Origin of the sequence: Galbibacter kalidii (assembly GCF_026241135.1) — a bacterium.
Taxonomy (GTDB): Bacteria; Bacteroidota; Bacteroidia; order Flavobacteriales; family Flavobacteriaceae; genus Galbibacter.
Genome location: NZ_JAPFGA010000001.1, coordinates 1 through 12,844 on the forward strand (window position 1 = coordinate 1; position 12,844 = coordinate 12,844).

Genomic DNA, 12,844 nt, shown 5'->3' on the forward strand with positions numbered 1-12,844 from the left:
ACGACCACGTCGATAGGCCGCAGGTGCAAGGGCAGTAATGCCCGCAGCCGAGCGGTACTAATAGCCCGTGGGCTTATGTGCGCCAGTCCCCTTGTGCAATGCAAAGGACAAGGGGGCGCAACCTCTTTTTTTATGTAAAGGTCCTTTTTTTTTTTACTTTGTGTCTTTTTTATCTCAGTATGTCAACAATATAAGGTGCTGAAAACGGTGTTTTCAGTACAACGGTCTAAGGTGGCCATTGCGGCGGGGCTCACCCCTTCCCATCCCGAACAGGGCAGTTAAGCCCGCCAGCGCCGATGGTACTGCTTTCAAGTGGGAGAGTAGGTCGCCGCCTTCTTTGAAAGCACTTATCATTTTATGGTAGGTGCTTTTTTTTTGAATTATGTGGCCTTGGGAGAGCCAAGACGATCGGCCTAAAGCCGATGCCCTGGTCGTGACTTGCACAAAAGCATAGCTTTTGGCAACGTCATCGATAGGTCGCCGCCTTCTTTGAAAACCCCGACAGCCAATATGGCCGTCGGGGTTTTTTGTTTTGCACGGTTTTTGGCAGTTGACTGTTTTTTGAAAGCGAGAGCCTGTCTGCCGACAAAGGCAGGCCCGGCCCGCCAGAAGCGGGGCACGCCCTGATGATTGTCTTCCTTATTATTGGGATCTGGGTATAAAAAAATGCCACACGGTCGGTCTGTATGGCATTTTTGTTCGTGTATGTTGTTGTTTGTTTATCCTTGTTTTTGGATTTCGACAGCATGTGGGTAAGGGATTTCGATACCGGCTTTGTCCAAGGCTAATTTACAGCCCTCGGTAGTGGCGAAATAGACCTCCCAATAATCTTCCGGTTTGGTAAAGGGCCTCACGGCAAAATTAACAGAGCTGTCTGCCAACTCAGATACGTTTACAGAGGGAGCAGGGTCTTTAAGCACTTTTGGGTTTGAGGTGAGCACCTCGAGCAATACCTCTTTGGCTTTTTTGATATCCTCATCATAACCAATACCAACAACGGTGTCTACGCGTATCTTTCCTTCTACGGTGTAGTTAACGATATTTCCGTTGGCCATAGCTCCGTTGGGGATGATGGCGAGTTTGTTTTGAGGGGTGACAATCTTAGTGGTAAAAATATCGATCATTTTTACGGTTCCCAATAAACCTTGAGCTTCGATCAAATGACCTATTTCATAGGGTTTGAAAATAATGATGAGCACCCCGCCGGCAAAATTGGAAAGCGATCCTTGTAATGCCAGGCCTACAGCTAAACCTGTAGCAGCAATAGCGGCTGCCAGACTGGTGGTTTCCACGCCTAAGGTAGAGATGACCATAATGATCAAGAAGATTTGTAGTAATATTGAAATAAGTCTTGTCAAGAAGAGCTGTAGCGACTTGTCATAATGCTTTTTGTTCATTACCTTTTGTAGCACCTTCATCAGTTTTTTAATAAGCCAGTACCCGATAATGAATATGAGAATGGCTTTAAGAAGTGGGAACCCGTATTGTAGGGCATAATCGGTAATCTTTTCCATGTTTAAGTTTTCCATAAATGTTGCTTTTTATCCCACCCACGAAGTGGGTTTAACTTCGATGGGGTAGTTGTTAATAATTAAAATCGGTATGATTTCGGTAAAATAATCCTAAATATAACGTGATTTTCTTACATCAAACTCAAGTTAAATATAGTAAAAATGATTAAAAAAAGAAGCCGCTACACAGCGGCTTCTTTTTTATTAACACTTTCATTCCGATAATTTTAAATCAGGATGTTTGGCGAAGATTGTTAGGTTTACTCTGTACTCTCAACCACTACTGCATGAGCGATATAGTAGAAAGGATTGGGTGCCGGAACAAGATATTCCATTTGCCCCTTGTGAGGGAATTTCCCCGGAGCGACAGTTGGTTTTCCGTTTTTCCCGACGGGATAAGGTTCCCCACCGACATAGAGGTGGGTTTCTGTAATTTCCCAGCCTTCTTCGGCACTAAAAATAATACTTACCATACCGGTAGCATGATTGTAACTTACATCGACACTACCAACAACAGTACCTTTATCAAGATCACATTGTCCGGCGCCGGCAATTAATGGAGATGTAAGCCCATTGGTCACCGGACCGTTGACCCATCCCCAACGGTTAAACCCGTCGTCTAAGAAACAAGAAATGTGGTCGGGACTCATACAATTTGCAAAAGCAGTTTCTTCATTTACTTCGGCTGTAACAGCTTCGTAGTGGAGTTCTTGCAGAGGTAATTCATCCGAGCAGGAATTCATAGTGAATACGAAACCTACAAGCATGATTAGCTTAGTTAAACTTTTCATTATCTCATAATTTAATTGATTAATAGCATATTGAAAATAGTATTAAATAGTCTGATATTTAAACATTTACGATGTAATACCGATTTTTTGGGATGATAGTTGAATGAGTAACAATAAGTTCCCTTTAAAGTGGGAGTCAATTGTCCCCTTGAGGGGACTTTAGGGGTGTTCATTTATCGTAAAGTCTGCGAGCGAAATCTCATCAGGGGTGTTTAATAATCCCCATACTACAGCTAAAAAACACCCCATCCCCAAAATTTCTCACATCTCATGTCTAAAATCTCATATCCCGTTCATTTCACAACAAAATCCCTACGCTTCTTAACGTTGTACTTCATTATGGAAACCAACCGCACAAATTGCTCATTTGATTGAAAGCCAGCGCAGAAAAACTAAAAGAGCTATTTGCTACCAACACTCTAAAAAGAGTACTAACTATATTTCACAAAATGTAATGTATATTTATATATTTGTATAACATCAGAAATCATAAATATATGGATAACTCTGAACTAAAAAAAGACCGATTCAAACGAGTTGCTTCGCGGAGAGTTGATAATATCCTTAAAGGGATTAGAAGCTTATCCAAATGTTCAAACGTGAATAATTATGAATATAATGAAGAGGACTTGAATAAAATGGTTAAAGCAATCAAGGAAGAATTAAAGACAATGGAGACTTTATACAAAAAGAACCTGAAAAGTAATACCGAATCATTCAATTTTTAATATGAACGAAATATTTAAAGAACTAATTACAGCCTATACTCCAAAAGAGGTAACCAATATCATAAGAAAAATTGGAGCAAATAAAATACTTTGGGAAAGCGTAGGAAAGCGTAGAAATAATTTAGCAACAATAAATATTGGCGCAGACCCAGCTGCGGGAGTTACTGAAAGAATTACAAATGCAATAGATGCTGTTTTAGAAAAAGAATGGAAAAATCAAGGAGAACCTGAAGGATTTCGTTCACCGAGAAGTGCAACTCAAAATTGGTTCGGTATTGAAGATGGGAAAATTTCAAAAATTAAATCTGCAAGAGATAAAAAAATTGACGATTTGTCAGACAAAGTACAAGTAACTCTGTATGACTCTGGAAAAGACTCAAAGCCGACAGTTGAAATTAGAGATAAAGGAATTGGACTTGAACCTGAAGATTTTTCTAAAACGATATTAGACTTAAATGGGAGTAATAAAATCGGTAAGCTTTACTTAATGGGAGCTTTTGGTCAAGGAGGGTCAACTGCTTTAGCTTGGAACAACTATACAATTATAATTTCAAAACCCCATTTCAAAAAAGATGAAAGAAAAAAAAGTAAGGTGTCTTTTTCAATTGTTCGTATCAATCCTGGTGATGTTGATAAAGACAAACACGAATGGTATGAGTATATGCTTGACAAAACAACTGGACAGCCTTTTACTTTAGATATTGATGATAAAATTTTTGAACCTGGAACTTTGGTTCGCCATATTTTAATGGATTTAGGTAAATATAGTGGTAGTATGACTGCACCTCAAAGAGGTCTTTGGTACCTGGCTCATAATTACCTGTTTGATCCAATAATACCATTCACTATTTCAGACCGAAGAAAAGGGAAAACTGATAATCGAACAGTTACTGGAAATAACAGATTACTTACTTACACTGAAAACAGAGAATATCATAATCAAGTTACTCTAACTTTCAAAACTGGTAAAGTCACATTATATTGGTGGGTTTTAAATACTCTAGGAAAAGACCCAAGAGAAAGAATTAAGCATTATGCAAGTGTTTCAAATCCAATCATTATAACTCATAATGGACAAAAACAAGGGACTTTGGGCAATGGCTTAATAAAAAATGAACTAAAATTACCATATTTAGATAGGTATCTTATTGTTCATATTGAAACTGACTACCTAGATAATGATTCGAAAAGGCAACTTTTTAGTAGTACAAGAGAGTCATTGAAGGAAACTTCTATCGTTGAGGAATTAAAGAAATTGACTGTAGATACTTTAAATGAAGATAACAAACTAAAACAACTTGATAAAGAACGTAAGCAACGTTATTTTACGAAGGATGATACGCAAGTATTGGATAGTTTAAAGAAAAGACTAGCTAGAAGAATAAACACATATTTGCAAAGCTCTGACAATGGGACATCAGTAACAACTTCAACAGTTGGAGAAAGCTCTCCCACTAAAAAACTACCTGAAATTCCATTTGAAGACCCACCAACTTTTTTTGAAATCACAACAAACTCTCCTAAAGAAGTTTATGCAAACAAATCTTTTTCAATTAAGTTTAAAACTGACGCTCATCCGAACTATTTTGCAAAAGCAGAAACATTCGCAGCATTTATTGACCCACAATCAATTGGTTCATATTCTGGAACAGCTCGTGTCAATAACGGTTACGGAATTGCATATTTTAAAACAAATGAGGAAGCTGAAGTTGGAGACAAAGGGGAAATAACGCTTGATTTAAGACCGATTGGACAAAAGTCATTATCATCTTCTATTGAAATAGAAATTGTAGAAAGACCTGAAGATTCAGGTAATGATGATAAAGGGAAAAATAAATCTCCAAATATTAGAGTTGATTTCATAGGTGAAGAACATCCATTCTTTGAAGAAAACAATTGGAATGAAAATAGTGTAGCGAGTGTTGTAAGTGACCAAGACGAAGTAGTTATTTATGTTTCCGAAGAAAATAAGAACCTTCAAAAGATTGTTGAACGTGCACAAAGAAAAAATGATTCCGCTGTTCAAAATATTAAAAATAAATATTTAGAGCACATTTCTTTTCACGCTTTTGTGCTTGATAAGAATAATCCAGAATCAGTTTTGTCAAAAGATGATGAGGAAATACCATCTGAATCTTATGAAAAGATTAAAGAATCAGAGTTAAGAAATGCGAGTGAAACTGTTTGTGGGATGATAAATGACTTTTTTGAATCAATTATCATAGAAAGTGTTGAACTTGAAAATGTTGAAATATGATAAAAGAGAAAGTTCATATTACTCCTTGGGCAGACAAAAGTGATTCTGACCCTTTGCATTCTCTTTGTTCTTATTTGGGGGCATTTCCACCTTCTCTTACAAAATATTTCATCAAGTATTTTACAGACGAAAATGATTTAGTTTTTGACCCATTTTCTGGTCGTGGAACAACTATTTTAGAAAGTCGAATTTTAAACAGGAAATCTTTTGGTTCGGACTTAAACCCAATAGCATTGGCTTTGAGTAAAGCAAAAAGTCACTATTTAAAAAAAGAGGACATTATTTCAAGAATTGATGATCTTGAAAGTGACTATGATTATGCACTTTTCCTACCAGAGGCTCAAGCTGAATCTGATGAAATCCATTTAATTTTCCATCAAGGAACAATTGCTCAATTATGTTATTTAAAAGATATTCTGTTATCGTCTACTAGTAAAATAGACCAGTTTTTAATAGGAGCAATTTTAGGTATTATGCATGGTGGAGAAAGAAAAGATGGAACTTCTGGTTATTTATCTATTAGTATGCCAAATACCTTCAGTATGTCGCCTGAATATGTCAGACGTTTTGTCCAGACTAAAGAACTAAATCGAGTAAGCCGAAATGTATTTGATATTTTAAAAGAAAAGGTTGAGCGAGTTTTTAGTAAACATAAATCTCCAAAGAGAGAATCTTTTATTATTGAATGTGACGCAAAAGAGATTACCAAATCAAAAGAATTAGAAAAATATCAAGGAAAGGTGGACTTAATATTAACTTCTCCACCATATTTAGGTATTGTCAATTATGCGAAACAGAATTGGATACGTTCTTGGTTTTTAGATTCAGACCCAAAAGAAGTTTCTGAAAAACTAGATGATGATTTGAATATTAATCAGTGGGTTCAATTCTCGAAAAAATCACTAATTGAATTTAAAAAGATGCTCAAACCAAATGGTGTAGCTGTATTTGTAATTGGAGATGTAGCAAAATCAAAGAATAGTGTGATTCCACTAGCGAGGGATTTTGCTTTAATGGTAAAAGAAAATAAGTTATTTAAGAATGTTTGGATTTTTTCAGATTACATTCAAGGTGTAGATAAAACAACAAGAATTTGGGGAGAGACAAAAGGAAAAGCAACTGCTACAGATAGAATTGTAATTCTTTCTGATGTAAATCCATTAGCAAATAATAATAGGTTGAACGGTAAATCTGTTTTGACCTACGAAATGATACAAGAAAGCACCAAACATTTTTTAGGGTAGATAATATGATTGGGAAGTCAAAAGTTTTAGATACAAATATAGAATGGTATGATGAAATTGACCCTTTATCATTTTATGAAAAACATTTTGAAGAAACATTTCTGTCAAAAATGCACGAAGTTTATCCTGATTTTATTGGTATTCCATTTTCACAAAAAATAAGTACTAAAAATGGCGAAAACTCCAAACCTGATTTGGCTATGGTCAGAAATGACTATAAAGAATGGTACATTATTGAGGCAGAAATGGGTAGGCATTCGTTAGAAGGTCACGTAGAAAAACAAGTAAGAGTTTTCTCTACTGGTTATTATTCTCCAAAAAAGGTAGCCAAATACATTAATTCGAAAAACAGCTTATTAGATTTAGTTGAACTAGAAAGAATGATTGACCAGATTCCACCTAAAATTATGGTAATAGTAAATGAGCCCAAACCTCAATGGGAGGCTAAAATAAAGGAATATAATTCATATTTAAGTGTTTTTCAAATATATAAAGGTTTAAATGGCTATGAACTTTATAGAGTTTCTGGGGACACTCCCTTTATTTATAGGGATAAATCTCATTGTTCTTTTGTTAAAGGTTTAAGTAATACAATGGAGATTTATACTCCAACTTTTGTTGGAGAACCTGATGGCTCTGAAATTATAATCTTATTTAGGGGGAAAAAAACTAAATGGAAAATTTTAAAAAATGATGGGAAAATATATATTGTTATTTCTGGTCGAACTCATTTTTTGCAACTGGAAAAAAAGTATATACTATATATATCTAACAAAAACGAGTATTATTTAGACTTCAATTAAATGGAAAAAATAAATATAAATTTCACACCAGATATTATCAACTCATATAAGCGTTTAGCATATCGTATTTGGTTTGCACTTGCTGAATATGTTGATAATTCTACCCAGGCTTATTTAAATAATAAAGAAATCCTCGATATTGTTTACGAAGAAGAACAAAGAAATTTAAGTGTTTATATAAATTACTTTAAGGGTAAGAATATTGAAGAAGATTTCTTTGAAATAATCGACAACTCAATGGGAATGTCTTTAGAAGAATTACAAAAGGCTTTTCAAATAGGTTTACCGCCTGATTATAATTTAGGAAGAAGTCGTTATGGTCTTGGAATGAAAACCGCATCTTTTTGGCTTGGAGATGAATGGACTATTACTACATCAAAATTAGGAAATACAAAAGAATACTCTGTAATCCTAGATATTGAGTCAATTTCCAAAGGAGATTTAGCTTTAGACATTCAATCAAGAGATGTTGAAAAAAACGAACATTATACAACAATCAAAATCAACAATCTGCGAAGAAGATTTAAAGGCATGACTATTGGTAAGATTAAATCTTATTTATCTTCAATATACCGATTTGATGTTTCATCCGATATACTTGACCTTTTTTGGAATGATGATAAACTTGGATGGAGTGGTTATTCAAATGATGACTTCGTTAAGAATTCCGAAGGACAACCATACAGAAGAGATTTTGAATTTGAAATTGACGGTAAGAATGTTACCGGTTGGGCAGGTGTTTTAAGTAACGGAAGCAGAAGTAAAGGTGGCTTTGCTCTTGTCCAAGGAAATAGAGTTATTCAAAGCCCGCCAAATGGTTATAAACCAGAAACCATATTTGGGGAACAAGAAGGAGGTATTAATAACCTAGTAAATCAAAGACTAGTAGGAGAACTATTTTTAGAAGGATTTGAAGTAAGTCATACAAAGGATAATATACTTTGGGAAGGCACACAAATGGATGATTTGGACGATGCTATTTTGGAACAAATAGGTGATTTTAGAAAGATAGCAAATGAATACAGGAAAAATGCAGTTGACGAAAGAGCACCATCAGATGAAGATTTTGATTTCGCTGTAGATAAATTATTGTCTGAATTAAATTCAGGAGAGTTAAGCGATATTGTCATATCTAAAATTATTCCGCCTGAAGCTTTAATTTTTGAATCAAACAAACAAATAGGAAAGGTAATAATTGAATCAACTGAACCAACAATTATCAAGATAGCAGAACTAATAATCAAGCTTTATATTGATGATAAAATGTCTGCAAATGACCCATATGTAATAAATGACTCTATTTCGGATAAAGGAACAATAATTGTTATTGTAAATAAAAATCATCCATTTTGGAATGAACTAGATGGAGCTACTGGAATTTTGAATTATTTAAGACAATGTGTCTACGATGCTGTCTCTGAATGGAAAGCGTACTTTATGAAATCAACTTTGCAACCCGATACGATTAAACATATAAAAGATGATTTGATGAGAGTACCATTTATAATTGATAAAAATAAGGTTTAATTATTTCTAATGACTAAGCCTCATACACATTTTGCAACTCCCCGCTAGCACAAACACCCGCTCGTACTAATTAAAGTGCTATACATACGTTAAAACAAGGTACGATCAAGATGCTCACACCACCGTCATCATTTTATATTACAACATCCTATAATTTAGCATTAGTCCACTGTCATTTCAAATTCCCACACTGTAATTCTAAATATATAGCAAAACAATCCAACATTCTACCTCCGTAATTTTACATTGTAGCACCATAGCTTAGAAAAGAACCATAGTAATTTAGAAATGTCCTATGATATTTTAGAAAAGTCCCGTGGTAGTTTAGTATTATTGCATCCTCATTTGGTATTGTTGCATCTTCATTTAGTATTATCACATCCTCATTTAGTATTGTTGTATCCTCATTTGGTATTGTTGTATCCTCATTTGGTATTGTTGCATCCTCATTTGGTATTGTTGCATCCTCATTTAGTATTATTACATCACCATTTGGTATTGTCACACCCCTATTCAAAATCCCGATTCCCCAATCTTAAATTTTCAACCTTAAATAATCATTCCATCACACCATAACATGATAACACCATAGCTCCATAACACTTCCGTCATTCTGAGTCGCGCAGCGACGTAAGAACCTATCAAGTTTTTCAAGATTTTAACACCATAAACATAACCCCATGCTTTGTACTCACTACTCATTACTCATTACTAACATTTGCAATCACCCCAAAATGTAGTACTTTTAGCTTCTCAAAAATGAAAGCTTATTGCTAATGAACATTAAAAAAATATGTTGTATCGGGGCCGGTTATGTAGGCGGGCCCACCATGGCGGTTATTGCCCAAAAGTGTCCGCACATAAAAGTGACCGTGGTCGATATCAACGGAGCGAGGATCGCTGCCTGGAACGATGAAGATGTAAGCAAACTCCCGGTCTATGAACCGGGACTGGACGAGGTGGTAAAAGAAGCCCGTGGCAGGAACCTCTTTTTCTCTACGGATGTCGATAAAGCCATCGATGAGGCAGAAATGATCTTTATTTCGGTAAACACCCCCACCAAGACCTATGGGAAAGGCAAGGGCATGGCGGCCGACCTGAAATATATCGAACTCTGTGCGCGTCAGATCGCAGCAGTGGCCACCACCGATAAGATCGTGGTCGAGAAATCGACCTTACCGGTACGGACGGCATCGGCCATTAAAAATATCTTGGACAATACAGCCAATGCCACGGATGTAAAATTCCAGATCCTGTCCAACCCTGAATTCCTGGCGGAAGGAACAGCCATACAAGACCTTTTAGCCCCGGATCGGGTGCTGATCGGCGGTGAAACAAGCCCGGAAGGGGAAAAAGCCATTCAAGCGCTAGTTGAAGTATATGCCAATTGGGTGCCAAAAGAAAATATTTTGACCACCAATGTATGGTCGTCCGAATTGTCGAAACTAACCGCAAATGCGTTTTTGGCACAGCGCGTGTCTTCGATCAATGCCATGTCCGAGCTCTGTGAAAAAACAGGTGCCGATGTCAACGAAGTGGCCAAAGCCATTGGGATGGACTCCCGTATCGGATCTAAATTCTTGAAAGCATCGGTAGGCTTTGGGGGGTCGTGCTTCCAGAAGGACATTCTCAATCTGGTGTATATTGCGAAAACCTACGGATTAAACGAGGTAGCCGACTATTGGGAGCAGGTGATCATCATGAACGATTATCAAAAGAGGCGCTTTGCCGAGAACATTGTAAATACGTTGTACAATACGGTTTCGGGTAAAAAAATAGCCTTTCTGGGCTGGGCCTTTAAAAAGGATACCAACGATACCCGGGAATCGGCAGCCATCTATGTAGCAGACGATCTGCTGAACGAACAGTCGGACATAGCGGTCTATGACCCCAAAGTAAAAGCCGAACGCATGTATGCCGATCTGGACTACCTCAATACCCGTTCTTCCGAAGAAAACAGGAAAGGGTTAACGGTCTGTGGCGATCCTTACGAGGCTTGTCAAGGAGCCCATGCCATTGCAGTGTTAACGGAATGGGATGAGTTTAAGGACTACGATTGGAAAAAGATATATAATAATATGCAAAAACCGGCCTTTGTCTTCGATGGCCGTGGCATCCTCGATAAAAACAAACTGAAAGAAATCGGTTTTGTGTATTATAAAATCGGAGAGGGGACCGAGCGTTAAAAAAATGTCCGGTGGACATTTTTAGCGAACCTGCCTATCGGCAGACAGGTGGGCCAGCCGGCGCGCGGGCCAAAAAAGGAGCGTAAAAGAGGCTGTCTAAAAAGCTTCAAATTCAGATGTCATGCTGAGCAATGTCATGCTGTGCTGAGCTTGACGAAGCATCGAAGTGCAGTCGAAGTATAATTTATTGAAGTTCAATATGTCTTCGAAAGCCCTTCGACAGGCTCAGGGTGACAAATCAAATTCATCAAAAGTTTTTTAACCAATTGAGAAAAGTTTAAATCACTTCATAATACACTTTTTGATATTGTAATTTACTTTTTCGGTAATCAAATAAGCTTATACATAGTAATACCAATGAAATTGCCATAACGGGAATTAGAAAAAGTAATAAAAGGTTGATGCTCTCCATAATTGTCTTTTGTAATTAAGACACATGAAGATGGAAAAGGTCACTTTTTAAGTTCCGATTCTTCCAATGTAATAAAATGAGCTACGGTTTTAATGATTCTTTTGTGTTTGGTGACGAACGGATTGGTTTTGTCCCATACATAACCGGCCAGGACAGCACAGATTTGTTTTTTTATTTTAGGGTTTTCCGGTCGGTGGAAAAATAGGGTTTGAAGATTTCCGGTGTACCATTCTTTAACATAGGAAGCGAATACATCAACCCCTTCCTTTATATATTGAGTGTATTCTACTTCCCAGTTTACAGTTTCATTGTTTAAGGCCCTTGTGATAAGTTTTGCGGCTTTTAGTGCAGATTCAGTAGCAAAGGTCACCCCAGAAGAAAACACCGGATCAAGGAATTCGGCACTGTTTCCTGTCAATACAAAGCCTTTTCCATACAGTTTTTTTACTGATTTTGAATAATTTTTAATACTGATAGGTTCAAACAAATAGTCAAGTCCTTTAAACCTGTCGTGATAGTGATCAGATAATTGAAGCATTTTAGCAAGCCTTTCCGAAGGGGAACCTTTATAGGAGTCAATAAAACCGGTTTTTCCAACATAGCCAATGCTTGTAATTCCGTTAGAAAAAGGAATCACCCAAAGCCATGTGTCATTATCAATAACATCAAAAGTGATAAGTGTACCCTCTTCACCTTCAGGGCGCCTAACATCCTCTACATGCGTAAAAATAGAGGAGTGCTCAGGAATTGATGTCGGTTTGTCCAAATCGAGCAATCTGGGCAATACCCTTCCGTATCCACTGGAATCAATAATATATTTAGCGTGAATGGAATAGAGCTCACCTTCAGGGTCTTTTATAGTTGTGGTAGATCTTCCATCTTCATCAAAAATCACATCCACGACTTCATGTTCAAAACATATATCAACCCCTCTTTTTGTTAATTCTGACGCAATAACATTGTCAAAATCAGCTCGGGGGACTTGCCAGGTCCAGTCCCAGCCATCGGTATGTTTTTTACTGAAATCAAAATTACATACAACCTTGTTCTTTAAAAACCGTGCACCTGACTTAATTTCAAATCCGTAATCTTTGATGCAGTCCAGCAATCCAACTTCTTCAAAATGATCCATACACCTTGGTAAAAGGCTTTCCCCAATAACAAATCTTGGGAATTTGGACTTTTCGACCACCTTGATATCTATTCCGTTGTTATGTAAATATGAAGCAGCAACACACCCGGAAGGGCCTGCTCCTATTATCAAAACATTAACATTTATACTTGTCATAATTTTCTATAGGATAGAACTATTTATCATCAATAAATTTGGAAACTAAAATAACTATTTTACTTTTACTTCCTAAAATTTTTAATATTATAAATAT

10 protein-coding genes and 2 rRNA genes are annotated in these 12,844 nt (G+C 36.6%); 8 read left to right on the plus strand and 4 right to left on the minus strand.

Annotation, left to right across the window (positions count from 1 at the left end; all coding sequences use genetic code 11):
• Nucleotides 1–81: ribosomal RNA gene (locus OOZ15_RS00005) — 23S ribosomal RNA — on the plus strand; the annotation flags it as partial.
• Between the two features lie 146 nt (nucleotides 82–227).
• Nucleotides 228–337 (plus strand): 5S ribosomal RNA (gene rrf / locus OOZ15_RS00010).
• A gap of 382 nt (nucleotides 338–719) precedes the next feature.
• On the opposite strand, the gene OOZ15_RS00015 is transcribed toward rrf, so the two are convergent.
• Nucleotides 720–1,529: a mechanosensitive ion channel family protein gene (locus OOZ15_RS00015; protein WP_265953536.1), complete on the minus strand. Its 810-nt coding sequence runs from the start codon at nucleotides 1,527–1,529 to the stop codon at nucleotides 720–722.
• Nucleotides 1,530–1,771: 242 nt separating this feature from the next.
• A complete protein-coding gene (locus tag OOZ15_RS00020) occupies nucleotides 1,772–2,302 on the minus strand; it encodes a hypothetical protein (protein WP_265953538.1) in 531 nt (176 codons plus the stop codon).
• A 497-nt stretch (nucleotides 2,303–2,799) separates the two neighbouring features.
• Between OOZ15_RS00020 and OOZ15_RS00025 the strand changes: the two genes are divergently transcribed.
• The 5 genes from OOZ15_RS00025 to OOZ15_RS00045 are packed head-to-tail and all read left to right on the plus strand — an operon-like array spanning nucleotide 2,800 to nucleotide 8,861.
• The gene (locus OOZ15_RS00025) at nucleotides 2,800–3,030 is read left to right on the plus strand and encodes a hypothetical protein (RefSeq protein WP_265953540.1); all 231 of its coding nucleotides are present in this window, start codon (nucleotides 2,800–2,802) and stop codon (nucleotides 3,028–3,030) included.
• Between the two features lies 1 nt (nucleotide 3,031).
• Nucleotides 3,032–5,287, plus strand: a complete 2,256-nt coding sequence (locus OOZ15_RS00030; RefSeq protein WP_265953541.1) for a hypothetical protein — start codon at nucleotides 3,032–3,034, stop codon at nucleotides 5,285–5,287.
• Nucleotides 5,284–6,531, plus strand: a complete 1,248-nt coding sequence (locus OOZ15_RS00035; RefSeq protein ID WP_265953543.1) for a DNA methyltransferase — start codon at nucleotides 5,284–5,286, stop codon at nucleotides 6,529–6,531. The genes OOZ15_RS00030 and OOZ15_RS00035 overlap by 4 nt, the downstream gene beginning before the upstream one ends.
• Before the next feature lie 5 nt (nucleotides 6,532–6,536).
• Entirely contained in the window at nucleotides 6,537–7,334 is a 798-nt protein-coding gene (locus tag OOZ15_RS00040) for a hypothetical protein (RefSeq protein WP_265953545.1), read from the plus strand.
• Nucleotides 7,335–8,861, plus strand: a complete 1,527-nt coding sequence (locus OOZ15_RS00045) for an ATP-binding protein (protein ID WP_265953546.1) — start codon at nucleotides 7,335–7,337, stop codon at nucleotides 8,859–8,861.
• A gap of 241 nt (nucleotides 8,862–9,102) precedes the next feature.
• Here OOZ15_RS00045 and OOZ15_RS00050 read toward each other — a convergent pair whose 3' ends face one another.
• Entirely contained in the window at nucleotides 9,103–9,366 is a 264-nt protein-coding gene (locus tag OOZ15_RS00050) for a hypothetical protein (RefSeq protein WP_265953547.1), read from the minus strand.
• Between the two features lie 271 nt (nucleotides 9,367–9,637).
• On the opposite strand from OOZ15_RS00050, the gene OOZ15_RS00055 reads away from it, so the two are divergent.
• Nucleotides 9,638–11,047 carry a UDP-glucose 6-dehydrogenase gene (locus OOZ15_RS00055; protein ID WP_265953549.1) on the plus strand — a complete coding sequence of 470 codons (1,410 nt, stop codon included), beginning with the start codon at nucleotides 9,638–9,640 and terminating at the stop codon, nucleotides 11,045–11,047.
• A gap of 452 nt (nucleotides 11,048–11,499) precedes the next feature.
• On the opposite strand, the gene OOZ15_RS00060 is transcribed toward OOZ15_RS00055, so the two are convergent.
• A complete protein-coding gene (locus OOZ15_RS00060) occupies nucleotides 11,500–12,747 on the minus strand; it encodes an NAD(P)/FAD-dependent oxidoreductase (protein ID WP_265953551.1) in 1,248 nt (415 codons plus the stop codon).
• Nucleotides 12,748–12,844 lie beyond the last annotated feature (97 nt).